13 protein-coding genes are annotated in these 14571 nt (G+C 75.8%); 2 read left to right on the top strand and 11 right to left on the bottom strand.

The annotated features are described in order from the left end of the window. The first annotated feature begins 17 nt into the window (after positions 1-17). Positions 18-485, top strand: coding sequence for an NUDIX domain-containing protein (locus ACIP8Z_RS01615; RefSeq protein WP_402077357.1), 468 nt, complete (start codon positions 18-20; stop codon positions 483-485). Here the strand turns inward: ACIP8Z_RS01615 and ACIP8Z_RS01610 are convergent. From ACIP8Z_RS01610 to ACIP8Z_RS01560, 11 genes are all read right to left on the bottom strand, one after another. Next, positions 482-1246 (bottom strand): methyltransferase domain-containing protein, encoded by a 765-nt coding sequence (locus ACIP8Z_RS01610; protein ID WP_402077355.1) that lies wholly within the window; start codon positions 1244-1246, stop codon positions 482-484. The genes ACIP8Z_RS01615 and ACIP8Z_RS01610 overlap by 4 nt on opposite strands. A 37-nt stretch (positions 1247-1283) precedes the next feature. Then, positions 1284-3956, bottom strand: coding sequence for a LuxR C-terminal-related transcriptional regulator (locus tag ACIP8Z_RS01605; RefSeq protein ID WP_402077354.1), 2673 nt, complete (start codon positions 3954-3956; stop codon positions 1284-1286). A gap of 99 nt (positions 3957-4055) precedes the next feature. Continuing rightward, complete coding sequence (locus tag ACIP8Z_RS01600) at positions 4056-4931, bottom strand: alpha/beta hydrolase family protein (RefSeq protein ID WP_402078862.1); 876 nt, start codon at positions 4929-4931, stop codon at positions 4056-4058. 365 nt (positions 4932-5296) lie between these two features. After that, positions 5297-6676 (bottom strand): aldehyde dehydrogenase family protein, encoded by a 1380-nt coding sequence (locus tag ACIP8Z_RS01595; RefSeq protein WP_402077352.1) that lies wholly within the window; start codon positions 6674-6676, stop codon positions 5297-5299. Positions 6677-6710: 34 nt separating this feature from the next. Next, a complete protein-coding gene (locus ACIP8Z_RS01590) occupies positions 6711-8486 on the bottom strand; it encodes an asparagine synthetase B family protein (protein WP_402077350.1) in 1776 nt (591 codons plus the stop codon). 80 nt (positions 8487-8566) lie between these two features. Further along, on the bottom strand, positions 8567-9133 hold the full coding sequence (locus tag ACIP8Z_RS01585) for a hypothetical protein (protein ID WP_402077348.1): 567 nt from the start codon (positions 9131-9133) through the stop codon (positions 8567-8569). Positions 9134-9176: 43 nt separating this feature from the next. Then, positions 9177-10196, bottom strand: coding sequence for a hypothetical protein (locus tag ACIP8Z_RS01580; RefSeq protein ID WP_402077345.1), 1020 nt, complete (start codon positions 10194-10196; stop codon positions 9177-9179). Beyond that, positions 10193-11299 carry a hypothetical protein gene (locus ACIP8Z_RS01575; RefSeq protein WP_402077343.1) on the bottom strand — a complete coding sequence of 369 codons (1107 nt, stop codon included), beginning with the start codon at positions 11297-11299 and terminating at the stop codon, positions 10193-10195. The genes ACIP8Z_RS01580 and ACIP8Z_RS01575 overlap by 4 nt, the downstream gene beginning before the upstream one ends. Continuing rightward, complete coding sequence (locus tag ACIP8Z_RS01570; RefSeq protein WP_402077341.1) at positions 11296-12354, bottom strand: hypothetical protein; 1059 nt, start codon at positions 12352-12354, stop codon at positions 11296-11298. The genes ACIP8Z_RS01575 and ACIP8Z_RS01570 overlap by 4 nt, the downstream gene beginning before the upstream one ends. Continuing rightward, on the bottom strand, positions 12351-13100 hold the full coding sequence (locus tag ACIP8Z_RS01565) for a cupin domain-containing protein (protein ID WP_402077339.1): 750 nt from the start codon (positions 13098-13100) through the stop codon (positions 12351-12353). The genes ACIP8Z_RS01570 and ACIP8Z_RS01565 overlap by 4 nt, the downstream gene beginning before the upstream one ends. Before the next feature lie 169 nt (positions 13101-13269). Then, on the bottom strand, positions 13270-13944 hold the full coding sequence (locus tag ACIP8Z_RS01560; protein WP_402078860.1) for a lysophospholipid acyltransferase family protein: 675 nt from the start codon (positions 13942-13944) through the stop codon (positions 13270-13272). A 203-nt stretch (positions 13945-14147) separates the two neighbouring features. Between ACIP8Z_RS01560 and ACIP8Z_RS01555 the strand changes: the two genes are divergently transcribed. Continuing rightward, on the top strand, positions 14148-14555 hold the full coding sequence (locus ACIP8Z_RS01555) for a hypothetical protein (protein WP_402077336.1): 408 nt from the start codon (positions 14148-14150) through the stop codon (positions 14553-14555). Positions 14556-14571: the final 16 nt, after the last annotated feature.

Here is a 14571-nt window from a genome sequence, read left to right as displayed (position 1 = left end):
GGACCGAGGAGACCCCCATGACCGTCCCCACCCGCATCCGCACCTCCGCCAAGGCCGTCGTCCTCCACGAGGGGTCCGTCCTGCTCACCCGGAACCTCTGGAACGGCCGCGAGTGCCACTTCCTCCCCGGAGGGGGCCAGGAGACCGGCGAGCTGCTGCCCGACGCGCTCCGCCGGGAGGTACGCGAGGAGACCGGCCTGACCGTGAGCGTCGGCCCACTGCTCTGGGTCCTGGAGGGCTGGACGGAGGACCCCGGCGTTCTCAGCTCGGAGAACTTCCACCGGGTCGAGGTCGTCTTCCTCTGCACCGTGGACGGCAGCGCCGAACTCGTCGGCGGAACCGAGCAGGACATCGACCAGATCGGCCTCGACTGGATCCCGCTGGAGAAGATCACCTCCCTGGAGACCCTGTCGCCCCGCTACCGCGCGCACATGGCCCCCCTGGTGTCCGGCGCCGTCCCCCGCGCCGCGTACCTGGAGCGCTAAGCGGTCTCCGGCCTGCGTGCCTCGATCAGGGTCCGCGCGGAGTGGGCCACGAACGGACCCTCCGCGCGGATCAGCGCGTCGAGCGCGCGCAGCCGGGGGAGGTGGGACTCCACCGTGAATCCCGGCACGATCCAGATGACCTTGCGCAGGAACCACACGACGGCGCCGACGTCGTGGAACTCCATCCGCAGCCGCTCGGAGCGGAGATCGACGATCTCCAGCCCGGCGCCGCGCGCGGCCGCGCTCTCGTCGTCGGGGTGCCGGTGCCGGGCTGCCTCGGGCTGAGGGCCCAGGAAGTACTCGACCAGTTCCCAGACGCTCGCGGGACCGACGTGCTGGGCGAGATAGGTGCCGCCCGGCCGCAGGACGCGGGCGATCTCCGCCCACCACACCGTGGCGGGGTGGCGGCTGGTGACGAGATCGAACGCGGCGTCGGCGAAGGGCAGGGGAGGCTCGTCGGGATCCGCCACGACGACGGCTCCCCGCGGGTGCAGGAGCGCGGTGGCCCGCGCGAGGTTGGGGGGCCACGACTCGGTGGCCACCATCGTCCGCGGCAGCGTCGGCACACCGGCGAGGACCTCCCCGCCGCCGGTCTGGACGTCGAGAGCGGCCGAGGCACGGGCGAGCCGGTCGCCGAGCATCCGCTGGTAACCCCAGGAGGGCCGCTGCTCCGTCGCGCGTCCGTCGAGCCAGGAGAAGTCCCAGCCGTCGACGGACGCCCCGGAGGCCTCGGAGACGAGTTCTTCGAAGGAGGGTGTCATCCCCTCATCATCTCCCGCCACCCGGTGCGGGGCCGCGTCACCGTCCCGGCGGCCGTGCGGCGGCCGACGCCGGTACCTCCCGGTCCGCGTCCCATCCGTCCACCACGGCCGGGAGTTCGACGCGGGACCGGATCCCCAGCCGGGCGAAGACGCCCCGGAGATGGTGGTCCACGGTGCGGGGGCTGAGGGAGAGATGGTCGGCGACCTCCTGGTTGGTGGCGCCCCGCGCGACGAGGCGGACGATGCGCTGCTGCTGCGGGGTCAGCTCGCGCAGCGCCGCCGGGTCCGCCGCCCCGCCCGACGCGCCTCCCGTGGCACGGAGTTCGGAGCGCGCGTGCTCGGCCCAGCCCTCGGCGGCGGCCCGCTCGAAGGTCACCAGGGCGTCGCGCAGCGGACCGCGCGCGTCGACCGGCCGTCGGCGGCGCCTCAGCCATGTGCCGTACGCGAGGAGGGTGCGGGCCCGTTCGAAGTCGTTCCCGCAGCTGTCGTGGCGGCGCACCGCCTCACGGAACCAGTACGCCGACGCCTCGCCCTCCGCGAGCAGGGCCCGGCAGCGTGCCAACTGCGCCTGCGCGGGACCGTCGACGCCGAGCGCGGCCCAGGCCGCGTACTCCTCGGCCGCGTCCCGGGCCTCCGCGTCCCGGCCGGACGCGACCGCGGTCTCCACGAAGCAGGGGACCACCAGCATGCGCAGCGCGAAGTGACCGCCCCGGGGACCCGGCCGGACCAACGGCAGGAGCCGCGCGGCCGCCTGGGCGGCCAGACCCCGGCCCCGTTCCGCCCGTGCCAGCGCCCACTCCGCGAGCGTCGCGGCCTGCACGAGCCCGTGCGGTCCCGCCGTCGCGAGCGCCCGCCCGGCGTGCTCCGTCACCGCGGTCCCGTCACCCTCCACCGATGCCGCCAGTGCCAGTACGGCGTGCTGATGGGCGGCCACGTTGTGCTGGCCGGTCGCCTCCGCCGTGCGCAACCCCTCCCGCGCCGCAAGCGCGGCCCGGCCGTACCTGCCGGCCCGCAGCTCGGCGTACGCGAGCTGTTCGAGCGCGTGGGGCAGCAGCGCGGTACGGTGCTCCGCCCGTGCCCGGACCAGCGCACGGGCGTGGATCCGGGCCGCCGCCGCGGTGTCGCCGAGGACGAGCGCCGCCGCCCCGGCCCGGAGGAGCAGCCGGGGATCGTCCGCGCCCCCGTCCCCCGCGACCACCCGCACCAGGGGCGTGCGCGCGTCGTCCAGCCGTACGGTCAACGCGGCCCTCAGCCCGTCGGCGAAGTCGCGCTCCAGGCCCCGCACGTCCTCACCGCCGTCCAGGGCGGCCAGGCACGCCTCCACGTCGCCGCCCGCCCACGCCGCCTCCATCGCCAGGAACCGGGCGTCGGAGGCCTCCACCGGTGCCCGCCCCCGCAGCAGTTCCGCCGCCTGGAGCAGCGCCTCATGGGCGTCCATGACCGGGCCCCCGGCCAGCGCCGCAAGCCCCCGGACCAGCTGCGCTCGGCCCCGGGCGACCGGCGAGAGCGCGCGCACGGCGGCGGACGGCCCCAGCCGGTCGGCACGATGACCCTCACCCCGCGCGAGCGCCGCCCCCGCCGGCGGGCGGGCCGCCGTGGGGGCCGCGCCCGTGCCCGGGCCGTCCACCGTGAGCATCTCGGCGACGGCCCGGGACGGGCCGGAGGCACCGCCCGTCCTACCCCGCCGGGGCTGCCGGGCCGAGGCGAGCGCGGCGCGCCCGAGGAACGGGTCCTCGAAGCCGACCGCCCCGCCCCTGCGGCGGCGCAGCAGCCCGTCCGCGACCAGCCCCTCCAGCGGCTCCGCCGAGGCACGTGTCCCGCGCGCCCCGGCGGGCGTCGACCCGCCGACGCCACCGACCCCGTACGCCACCGTGCTCGCACCGTCGGCCCCGGCCCCCCCTCGCCCCGCCAGGGCCACCACGGCGACCGTGGCGAGCAGACGGCGGGAGGCCGCGGGGAGGCGCTCCAGAAGTCCTCCGTACACCTCGACCAGGACCGTGTCGTCGACCGCCGGCCGCGGCGGGGACCCCGCGAGCTGAGGTGCGGTCAGGCGCCGCACCGCCGCGGCCAGGACACCGGGATGCCCGGCCGCCTCGTCGAGCAGCCGCTCCCCGGCCGGCGTCGCGGCGGCAGCCGGGCACAGGTCACCGAGCAGCGCCCGCGCCCCGGACGTCGTCAGTCTGCCCAGCCGTACCGTCTCCGCCGCCGGCACCTCGGGGAACCGGTGATGGCGCGCGGCCGACACCAGCCACCCCACCCGGTCGGGCCTCCGGCCGCCCGTCTCCTGCCAGGCCGCGGCGAGGACGGCCCGTGAGTGCGCGTCCCACAGATGGAGGTCGTCCACACAGATCAGTACGGCTTCCGCCTCGGTGACGAGGTCGGCCACGGCCCGGGCGAACCCGCCCTCGCTCCGCGCGAGCCGCAGGGCCCGGCGCCCGGCCGCCGGGGTGGGGGCGAGCTCCGTGAAGAGTGCCCGCGCCGCGCTCCACGGGCCGCGGTGATGGGGCGCGGCGACCCGGTGGGCCGTGCCGGGAAAGTCGTACGCCGCCCGGGCGAGGAGGGCCGTGCGCCCCTCGCCGGGGTTGCCGGTCACGAACAGGACGCCGCCGCGTCCGGCCGCGGCACGGGCCGACAGGCGGGCCACGGCGGCGAGTTCGGCCGCGCGGTCGTAGAGTCGCGGGCCGCCTGCGGGGTGCGTCGCTCCGCTCACGGCGGTCACGTTACCGACCCGTACGGAACGGCGGAAGGTTCCGGGGTCTGGGCAGTGGCCCAGACCCGGGAACCGGGCTCTGTGACGGTGCACAGAGCGTCAGGAACCGAGCGGGCAGGTGCCCCGGTACTCGTCGATCGTCAGACTCGGCCGCGGCAGCGGGCACAGGAACTGGTCGTAGCGGGTGTCGTCGTCGATGAACCGCTTGAGCCAGGAGAGGCTGTACTTCGCGATCGTCGTGTTCGACGAGTTCGGGGTGAAGTGCGTGGCGCCGTTGAGCTCCAGATACGCCTTGTCGAGGGAGCCGGGCAGACTCTCGTAGAACGGCTCGGAGTGGGTGGCGACGGGGGCGATCGTGTCGCCGTCCGCGCCGATGACGAGCGTGGGCGTGGTGATCTCGGGCCAGGTCTTGTCCGTGTTCCAGCCGGTGAGGGGAACGGCGGCCTTGAGCGACGGCCGGCTCTTGGCCGCTTCGAGGGTGCCGCCGCCGCCCATCGAGTGCCCCATCACACCGAGCCGGCTCGCGTCGACGCGGCCCCGCACGGCACTGCGCTGGGTCAGGTAGTCGAGTGCGGCCAGGAGTTGCCGCCCACGGCTGTCGGGCTGGTCGACCGTGGTCAGCGTGTCGATGGTGAACACCACGAAGCCCTGCGAGGCCAGCCTCGGCCCGAGCCACGCGACCGAGGACTGGTAGGCCGTGAACCCCGGCGAGATCACCACGGCGCCGAACGTGCCGTCGCTCGTGGACGTCGGGTAGTAGATCGTCCCGCCGCCGAAGCCGCTGACGGCGAGCGAGGAGACGGACGTCTCGCCGACGGCGTACGAGCCGCGCAGCGCCTCGATGCTCGACTGGGTGGGCGCGGGGCCGCGCTCGTACGGATTGGCCGCGGTCGCGGCCGCCGCCGTGCTCGCGGGAGCGGAGCCGGCGGCCTGGGCGCCGGGGGCGAGCAGCAGGGTCAGGCAGGCGGCGGCCATGGCCGCGCCGAGGTGTCGTGTCACGACGGAGTCGTCCTCTCGTGTCGTGGGGTGGCCGCCGCCCGGACGTCCGGGCGGCGGCCACGCCGTGAACTGGCCCGGCCACTGTCCGGCCGCCACGTCCCACGGGCATCGGCGGAATCGCCGGTCTTCTACCGAGAGGTACGACTCCTAGGGGGTGTCTTGCCGATCATGCCGGGCTCGCGGCGTCTGGCACCGCCCCTCGCCGCGTTGTCGTCGGTCGTCAACGCTCCGCGTTGACTCCCTCCTCCGCCTTGCGAGGCTCCCCTCGGCCCCAAGGGGCCTGGGGAGACCCCATGCACCAGACGCCGCTCCCTGATCCGGCCTGATCGACACGACACCCCCTAGTCCCGGCGTCCCACCCGGACCGTGACCGTCTTGGGGCGCTGGTACTCCTGGAGTGCCAGCGCGCTCAGGTCGGTGCCGTGGCCGGAGGCGCCGCGGCCGCCGTGGGGGAGTTCCGCCGTCTGGACGAGGTGGCAGTTGACCCAGGTCTCGCCCGCGTCCAGCGCGGCCGTCAGTTCCAGGCCGGTCGTCAGGTCGGTGGTCCACACGCTCGCGGCCAGGGCCTGTGGGACGCCGTTCGCCAGGGCGAGCGCGGCCTCCACTCCTTCGGCCCGCTGCACGGTGAGGAGCGGGCCGAACACCTCCTCGGTGACCGCCGGGTCGTCGTCCGGGAGGTCGGCGAGCACCCGCGCCGGACGCCAGTGCCCCGCCTCCTCGCCCGGCGCGGGGGCGATGTCCGCGACGATGTTCCGCTTGGCGTCGGACGCGGCGACCAGGCGGTCATAACGCTCGGCCTGGTCCAGGTTGTTGAGCGGGCCGAAGTCCCGCCCGGCCACCCGCGCGGCCATCGCCGCCGTCAGTCCGGCGACGGCGGCCTCGTAGTTCTCCGGCAGGGTGATGACCCGCGCCGGAGCCGCGCAGCTCTGCCCCGCGTTGTACGTGACGGCATCGGCGAGCGACTCCCAGGTGTCGGCGGGCGCGTCCGGGAGGACGATCGCCGGAGCGTTGCCGCCCAGCTCCAGGCTCACGCGCCGCGTCCCCGCGCGGGCCGCCACGTCCGCCCCGGCCCGGCCGCTGCCCGTGAACGCCACCATGTCCACCGCCGACTCGACCAGCAGCCGGCCCGTCTCCCGGTCGCCGGGGAGATGCGCGAGGACCCCCGGGCCCAGGGCGAGCGCGGCGTGCTCCGCGAGGAGCTCCAGGCTGTCCGGGGTCGTCTCGGCCGGCTTCGCCACCACCGTGTTCCCGGCCGCCAGGGCGGGCGCGCACCGCCAGGCCGCCATCAGGAGCGGATAGTTCCACGGCACGACCACACCCACCACGCCGACCGGCTCCCAGCGCACCCAGCTCTCGTGTCCCGCCACCAGCAGGCCCGCCGCCGGTGCCGTACGGGTCCTGGCCGCCGTCGCGAAGAACCGGAAGAGGTCCGCGACCTGCTCGACCTCGCCCGCCGTCTCCGCCTCCGGCTTGCCCGTCCCGGCCCCCTCGCGGGCCACGTACTCCGCCGCGTGCTCCTCGACCAGACCCGCGAGCCGGTCGAGCCGCCGACCCCGCTCCTTGGGCGTGAGGGCACTCCAGCCGGGCAGGGCCGCACGCGCGCCGGCCACGGCGGCCCGGACCTCGGGCGGCCGGGACAGCACGGCCGTACCCCGCGGCGCCCCGGTACGGGGGTCGGTCAGTCGGGACACGGTGGGGGAGCCGGTTGCGTCGCTGGTCATGCGGGGGCCTCTCGTCCATCGGGGTGGTGCCGGTTCACACGTCGTACGACCTCAGCCAGAGCTCCAGGGTGAGCACCAGCCACAACTTGCCGCCCTGCCGGGGCAGCAGCGCGCCCTCGCCCCGCAGCCAGGCCCGGACCGTCTCCGGCCGGAAAAGACCGCGCCGCAGAGACCTGGGCCCGAGGAGGAGGTCCTGGCCGAGGTCGCGGAGCGGGCCCGTCAGCCACTGCTGGACCGGCACCCGCATCCCGCTCTTGGGCCGGTCGACCACCGTGCCCGGGAGGAGGTCGCGTACCGCCTCCTTGAGGATCCACTTCTCCGCCGTACCACGGAGCTTGAAGGACGGCGGGGTCGCGAAGGCGTGGTCGACGACCGACCGGTCGAAGAGCGGCGAACGCCCCTCCACCCCCTGCGAGGACGTCAGCCGCTCCACCTTGGTGAGGATGTGGTGGGCGCCCTTGGTCCGCAGGTTGCAGTGGAGCAGCTGGTTGAGGAGGTGCCCCATCCGGTACGGGCTGCCGCCGGCGGCCGTCAGATACGGCGCCACGTGCCGCTCCAGGGGCGAGGCGTCCCGCAGGGCGTCGAGCGCCGGAGCCGTCAGCAGGTCCGGCAGGTCCGTCCAGCACTTGCGGTACGAGCGGAGATACGCGGTCGCCCGGTCCTCGTCCCAGGGCGCGCCCGGGGTCCGGTGCATCTCCTGGACCAGCATGGGCAGGTTCTTCGGCCCGCCGAAGACCGGGTCACCGCCCTCGCCGTTGAGGACCACGGAGGCGCCGTCGGCGGCCACGGCCTCGGCGAGCATCAGGTTCGGCACGGTCAGCGGATCGCCGACGGGGCTGTCGAGCAGCGCGGCCGCCTCGGCGAGACGGGCGGCCACGGCCGCGCCCGAGACGTTCAGGACCCGGTGGCGGGTGTGGCAGTGCGCGGCCACCAGACCCGAGTAGCCCAGCTCGTTCGGCAGGTCGTCGCCGAAGCTGATCGAGTAGGTGTGCACCGGGTGACTGTGGAGCTTCGCCGCGAGGGCCGTGACCAGGGAGCTGTCGATCCCGCCGGAGAGGAGCACGGCCGCCGGCTCGGCGACGGGCAGCCGGCTCGCCGTCGCCCGCTCCAACAGGCCCCGCAGGGCATGGACATGGCCGCTCGGGTCGTCCGGCAGAGAGTCCTCGATCCGCTCACGGGGCTCCCAGTGCACGGTCTCCGTGGACGTCCCGTCCCGGCGCAGCCGGAGCACCCGGCCGGGCAGCACCTCCCGTACACCGGTCAGCAGGGTCTCCTCGCCGGGCAGATAGGCGAAGGTGAGGAAGGAGCGGACCGCGGACAGGTTCATCGACGTGCCGAGCGCGGGCCAGCGGCGCAGCGCGCGCAGCGAGGTGGAGGCCGCCCAGGCGGTGTCGGCCCGCGCGTAGAACAGGGTGCGGGCGCCGACGTGGTCACGGATCAGGACCAGGTCGGGGCCGTCGAGCACGGCGAGCACGAACATTCCCTCGGCCAGCGCCACCCCCGCGTCCCCGAGCGACGCCCAGCAGTGGAGCAGCAGTTCGCCGTCCGGGCAGTCGGACGGCGGGGGAGCGGCCCGCTCCGCGAGGGCGGCGAGGAGCACCGGGCGGTTGTGCAGGGTGACCTCTCCGACGGCGGTCAGCCCGTGCGCGGTGAACGGACCCTCGGCGCGGCCGTGTTCACCGGGGAGCAGCGACAGCTCGGCGCCGGGGACCTCGGCCGGGACATGGCCCGGGCCGAGGGCGCCCATCGCGTCGAGATGGGCGCGGGCCTGCCCGGTGGTGGCGGCCAGACAGGCGCACAGACGTGCCACGAACTGCTCCTTCTCCTGGTGTTGCGGGTCGTGCTGGTCGTACCGGTCGGGATGGGGTGCCGGTGGTGCCGGGGTGGGGATCAGCCGAAGTCGTCGTCGTTCCAGGCGTCCCCTTCGCCGTCCCAGTTCGCGTCCCAGTCGTTCCCGTCCCCGGACCCGTCGGTCCCCTCCGACCCGTCGTCGGCGTACCCCGAGCCACCGCTGTCGCCGCCTCCGCCGCTGGACTGCTGGGCCTGGGCCTGCTGCTGCCGCAGCGCCTCCTCCTGCTCGGGGGACATGCTCAGCGGCGGCAGTTGGGTGGCGGTGATGGCGAGGGTCGCCACGCCGAGGCCCGCGAGCAGGACGCCCATCCGGCCGCCGAAGGAACTCCGGTTGACCAGGACCTTCTCGCCGCGCGCCCACAGGGTGCGGCCGTAGCCGATGTCCCGGGCGTAGGTGACGGTGCCGTCGGCGAGGCTGCGCTTGATGATGCGGTCGCCGAGCAGTTCGTCGGTGCCGGAGGCGCCGCGGTTGTCGTGCCAGTGCACGAGGTGCGGGTGGCCGGAGGTGCGGCGGCGCCACTCCTCCAGGCCGTTCTCGTAGCGGCGGTGGACGGTGCCGTCGGCGAGCAGTTCGTCCGCGTAGCCGATCTCTTCGGGACGGTTCATGGTGTGCGTACCTCGGGTCGGTGGGAGGGAGCGCCGGGACGGGTCACGCGGCGGGCCAGGTCATGAAGCCGCTTCCGCGCAGTCCGCGCAGGCCGCTCCACAGGGAGTCGCGGGGCGGTCGTGGCCCCCGCGTCAGGCGCAGGACCGTGCGCAGCAGCCGGTCCGGGGGCACGGCCGCCACCTCGGCGAACCGTCCCTCCGCCAGCCAGCCGGCCTCCCGCGCCCGCAGGGTGACGGGCAGGGCGGCGAGGTCGGCGGGACCGGGCGCGGGGCCCCGGCCGGTGGGCAGCCGCAGGGCGGCCGCGTGCCGGGGCGCCAGACCGAGGGACACCACCCGCACTCCGGGAACCGGCCCCAGACCGGCCCGCACCAGGGCCGGGAAAGCGAGCCCGGCCGGGCTCGCGTCGTGCAGGACGTACACGGTGGCGCCCTCGGCCCGCTGCAGCGCGGCGAGCAGCCGCGGGTCGAGCGGCAGCGCGTCCCCGGCGGCGAACACCGGGCAGGCCGCCTCCAGATGGACGTGGTTGGCGAGCAGCATCCCGGCGATCGAGCGGTCCTGGCACATCAGCAGCCGGGGCAGCCCGTAGTCGTAGAGGTCAGGCTCCGACGACTCGGCCGGCCCCGACGGCTCGTGCGACGGGAACGGCCGCACCCGCGCGCCCGGCTCGGGCAGCGGTGGAAGCAGTCCCGGTACGGTCTCCCGGCCGCGCGCCTCCAGGGCGCGGGTGAACACGGGCAGCCGAAGGACCGGGGCGGGGGTGCCGGGCACCCGGCCCCTCAGGAGCGCCGAGCCGGGGCTCAGGACGCGGCAGGTCTCGTAGTACAGCTGGCGCTCGGTGAAGCGCAGCCCGCCGGGTGCCGCGGCGCGGGCCGCGGCCGCGGTGATCGCCCGGTCGGCCACCCCGACCGTCGTCCGGGCGGCGAACCCGAGGACGGGGCGACCACCGGTACGGGCGGCCTGACCGGCACTGGCGGCCCGGCTGACCCCGGCGGGCCGACCGGCGGGCTGTCCGGTCACGGCGGTCGGGCCGGTGCGCGGGGGCGGGAGGTGTCGCTGGCTCATCCGGCCGTGGTGCCTTTCGTACGGGACGGTGCGTCGTCGGCCCGCGCCGGCGTCTCGGCCGGCCAGGTCAGGAAGCCGTCGGTGGAGCGGAGTTCGGCGGGGCGGGCGGACAACGCTCGTTCCACGGCTGCCGTGACGACCGCTTCCAGGCGGCGCGGCGGGACGGCGGCGAGCGGGCTCCAGTACCCCTGGGCCAGCCACTCGGCGTCCTCCTCGGGCAGGCCCGCGACGGACCGGAGCGCGGCCGCGTCGACCGTGGAGGCGGGGGACACGCGGTGCACGGCACCCCGCCTCGTACGGACCGCGGAGACCGGCAGGCCGGCGTCCACCACGACCCCGTCCGGGCGGGCGAGGCGCAGCAGCGGGGCGAGGAGCGCCCCCAGGGCGCTCGCGTCGTGGAGGACCACCACCGGGAGCCCGTCGGGCAGGTCGGCCGCCGCCTCGTGCGCGGCGGCCGGTTCGGCCTCGACGAGCCGCGCCGCGAGCTTCCCCGGGATGTCGTTGGCCCGGAGGAACTCCGCGACCGCGTGGTCGGTGCAGAGGATGACGACCGCGGGCCGTTCCACCGGTGACCGGCGGACGGCGGTGCCGCGCGGGCCGTCGTCCACGACGCGCGGCGGCAGCTTCCGGTAGGCGGCCTGCCACGGGCCGTTCATCATGTCGCGGAACGCGGACTCCGAGGGCGTGATGCTCGACCACGCGGGCCGCGCGGGCCTGTGGCGCATGAGCGAGGCGGTCACCACCACGGCGACGGCGGCGGTCACCCCGACCGCCCCCGGCACGCCCGGGGTGAGGCCGCCCACGAGGAGGAGCAGCAGGGCGACGGGCAGGGCGACCAGCCAGCGGACGGAGGGCCGGATCCCACGTCCGGGTGTCGCGCCCCAGGCACTGCTGGAAGTACGCGCGAGGTACCAGAGCTGGGTGACGGTGATGTACAGACGTCCGCCGCCGGAGGCCTCCGCGACGACGCGCTTGATCCGCACGTCGTGCATGCCCCGGCCGTGGATCCTGGGGTCCAGCGCGAACCGCTCGGCGCAGTGCGCGCACCGCTGCCCGGTCCGTTCCTTGCCCGCCAGCCGGCGGAAGCAGTGCGGGCAGGTCACGGGCCACCCACCGGCTCAGGTCCGGCCGGCTCGGGCCAGGTGAGGAACCCCAGGTCCGCGGCGCGCCGCCGCTCGGGGTCGACCCGGCGCGACACCTGCCCGGCGACCCGGTCGACGACCGCGAGCAGCCGGGCCGGCGGCAGTCCGACGAGCGGGAACCGCCAGCCCTGCCCGAGCCACTTCAGCTCCTCGGGGGTGTACGTCCCCAGCGCGGTGAGGATCCGCATGTCCGCGGGGCTCGGCTTCCGCCGCGGGTCCCGGTAGGGAACGGCCTGGGGCAGGGCCCGCACGGTGCGCAGCGGCGGTCCCACGTCGATCACCGTCCGGCCCGGCAGGGCGTCCCGGAGGCCTCGGACGAGCAGTTCGCCGTCCGCGTCGGCGTCGCGGAGCACGAGCACCGGACCCTTCGACGGGACGGCCGCCGCCTCCGCGGCCGACCGGACCACCGCGAGGCCGTGGCGGGCGGGCAGCCCGTCGGCGACGAGGAACGCGACGACGGCGCGGTCGGGGCAGACCAGCACCCCGGTCGTGCCGGCCGCGCCCGCCGGGGCCGACGTGCCGCCGCCGGACCCCGGCGTGTCGAGCACACCGGGCGGCAGCGCCCCGTACACCGACCGCCACGGGGAGAGCACCAGCGCGGGGAAGCCCTCCCGGACGACCGGCGGGACGCCCTTGCCCGCGCCCAGGGCGCGGGCCACGATGACGCCCAGGCCGATGAGCAGCAGAGCGGCGGAACCGAGGAGCAGGACGGGTGTCTCGGCGAAGAAGGCGATGACGGTGACGAAGCCGGCCACCACGAACGCCCCGCCCATGCAGCCCTGCCCGAACTCGCTGTCCCGGAGACGCTTGCGGGAGAGGGCGTACCAGAGCTGGTCGGGGACGATCCCGATCCTGCCCCCGTCGGTGAGGGCGGTGGCGATCCGGCGTACCCGGAGGTCGTTGAGACGGAGCGGGTTGGTCTTGGGGTCCAGCGCGTAGGAGCGCTTGCAGTGGGTGCAGCGGTTGCCGGTGCGCTCCTTGCGGAGCAGGTTGCGTTCGCAGTGCGGACAGATCACCTGGGCACCTCCAGTGCGGCGGCCACCCGGCGCAGCCGGGCGGCGAGCCGCTCGCGGACCGTGGTGGCGGCGATGCCGTGGACCCGCTGGGCGCGCTCGATGTCGCGGAGCTCGGTGGCCAGGGTCCGGTAGTCCGTGAACGGCCCGGCGGCCAGCGCGGTCCGGCCGCCGGCGAGGGAGCCGCCGGGGTACTCGGCCCGCCGCTCGGCCTCGGCCGCGGTGATCGCGTAGTCCTCGTGGTCGATCCCGTAGCCGGTGTTCGCGGCGAGGATCGTCAGCGGGGAGTCGCCGCGGTTGGCGAAGGAGTGCGGCATCATCTCCGGGATCCGGATCAGCATGCCCGGCGCGAGCGGGACGTCGGTGACGCGCCCGCGACCCTCGTCGTACAGCCCGCAGGCGGCATGACCGAGGCTGAGGACGAAGTGCTCGCCGCCGTGCGCGTGCGGGGTGAAGGCGCTGCGCGGGCCCACGACCCCGAGTTTCACGGTGGCGTTCGACGGCCGCTCGGGCGAGGTCGCCGCGTCCCCGACCAGATAGTGGGCGAACTGCCCGTCGTCGATGAACCGCAGGAACTCCCGCTCGGGTCCGAGCTCCCGGCTGCCCTCCCGGTCGGCGAGCAGAATGCCGCCGTCGGGCCTCAGGTGGTACAGCTCCACCCCACCGGGCAGATCCCGCGGGAGCCGGCCCGGCATCTCGTCCGGTATCCGGTCCTGCGCTCGTACCTGTCGTACGGGTCGTACCGCCATCGCGCCTCCCCCTGACGCCCGTTGTGCGTGCTCACGCACAACAACCGCATGGTAGAGCGCTGTTCGGCAACAGCGGGAGTCCTCGGAACCACTCTCGGGGGTCCCGGAGGTGAACGCCGGGTCCTCCGCCGGGCCCTGCGCCCCTTCCGTCCCGGCCCCGCGACCCCGCTCAGGGCCGTCGGTCCGACGTCGCCGCAGCCTCGCCGAGCGCCCCGGCCGCCGTCCGCCACGCCGCCGTGACGGCACCGTGGGCCAGTTCCGTAGCGGCGGTCACATCGGCGGGCAGTCGCAGCGGCGCCCCGATGTGGACATGCAGACACGGCCTCCGGACCGGTGCGGTGAGCACCCCGGCGATCTGCTTCACGCGCCCGCCCGAGGTGATCCGACGGGCACCCGCCTGACCGATCGGCACGACCGGCCGCCCCGTGGCCTCGGCGAGCCGCGCGAGCCCCGTACGGAACGCCTCCGGCGGGTTCTCGGCGGAGTCCGGACGCGTCGGGATGCGGCCCTCCGCGTACAGCATCACGTGCCGCCCCGAGGCGAGCGCCACCGCCGCGTGGTCGAGGGCGGCGGCAGCGTGGGCCGAGCCGCGGTGGACGGGCACATGGCCCTCGCGGGTCAGGGCCCGGCCGAGCAGGGGGATCCGCCACAGACCCGCGGTGGCGAGCAGCACCGGCTCGACGGCGAGCCGCTTGCGGAGCGCGGCGAGGACGAGTGCCGGGTCGGCCGTCGAGGTGTGGTTCACGACCAGGATGCTGCCGGGTTCGAGGCGTGCCTCGGGATCGGCGGTGACGGTCAGTCGCCCGAAGAACGGGACGACGCGGGCGGCGAGACGGCTGAGCACGAAGGGCCCCCTGGCTCCGAGGACGAGCGCTGACCCACTCATCGTGCGAGACCGGGCGTTCCCTCGCCTGAGCACGCGTACTCAGCTCCCGTACCCAAAGGGCCTGAGTGCGGGGCGCGGTGGCGGGTGGCCTCGCGGGGCGGACTACTCTGATGAACCGACGGTCGGGACCGGGGACAGGCTCAGCGGGGGAGGGGGCGACGGTGGGACGTTCGACGCGACAGTTCGTGGCCCTCCTGCCCGCGATGCTCTGCGCGGTCTGGTCCCTCCTCGTCCTGCCCGCCTCGACGGCGCAGCCGGCGGACCACACCGCCGCGGCCGGCCCGGCTCCGACCAGGACCGTGGCGCCCGCCGCGTCCCACGGCGCCGGACCCCGCGCCTCGGCTCCCGAGCCGCACTTCGCGCCCACCGCCGTCGTACGGCTCCCCGCCGCCGTCGAGAATCCCGCACGGATCCCCGTCACGCCCGCGGGCACGGTCACCGTTCCCGCCGACCTCTCGCCGCCGGCGCGCGGAGTGCTCGTCGGCGATCCCCGCCGGGAGCGCGCACCGCCCGGCACGGCCCACGACCCGCGGGCCCCTCGCGGCCCTCCCTCCACCCGGCACAGCTGACGTTCCTCCGCGTCGC

This window comes from Streptomyces sp. NPDC088553, from assembly GCF_044752965.1.
Classification (GTDB): Bacteria; Actinomycetota; Actinomycetes; order Streptomycetales; family Streptomycetaceae; genus Streptomyces.
Note: the sequence above shows the minus strand (reverse complement) of the source record. Positions and strands in the feature narration are given on the sequence as shown.

Coding starts and splice junctions, on each gene's coding strand:
- ACIP8Z_RS01615 (WP_402077357.1), top strand. CDS start 18: ATGACCGTCCCCACCCGCATCCGCACCTCCGCCAAGGCCGTCGTCCTC.
- ACIP8Z_RS01610 (WP_402077355.1), bottom strand. CDS start 1,246: ATGACACCCTCCTTCGAAGAACTCGTCTCCGAGGCCTCCGGGGCGTCC.
- ACIP8Z_RS01600 (WP_402078862.1), bottom strand. CDS start 4,931: ATGGCCGCCGCCTGCCTGACCCTGCTGCTCGCCCCCGGCGCCCAGGCC.
- ACIP8Z_RS01595 (WP_402077352.1), bottom strand. CDS start 6,676: ATGACCAGCGACGCAACCGGCTCCCCCACCGTGTCCCGACTGACCGAC.
- ACIP8Z_RS01585 (WP_402077348.1), bottom strand. CDS start 9,133: ATGAACCGTCCCGAAGAGATCGGCTACGCGGACGAACTGCTCGCCGAC.
- ACIP8Z_RS01580 (WP_402077345.1), bottom strand. CDS start 10,196: ATGAGCCAGCGACACCTCCCGCCCCCGCGCACCGGCCCGACCGCCGTG.
- ACIP8Z_RS01565 (WP_402077339.1), bottom strand. CDS start 13,100: ATGGCGGTACGACCCGTACGACAGGTACGAGCGCAGGACCGGATACCG.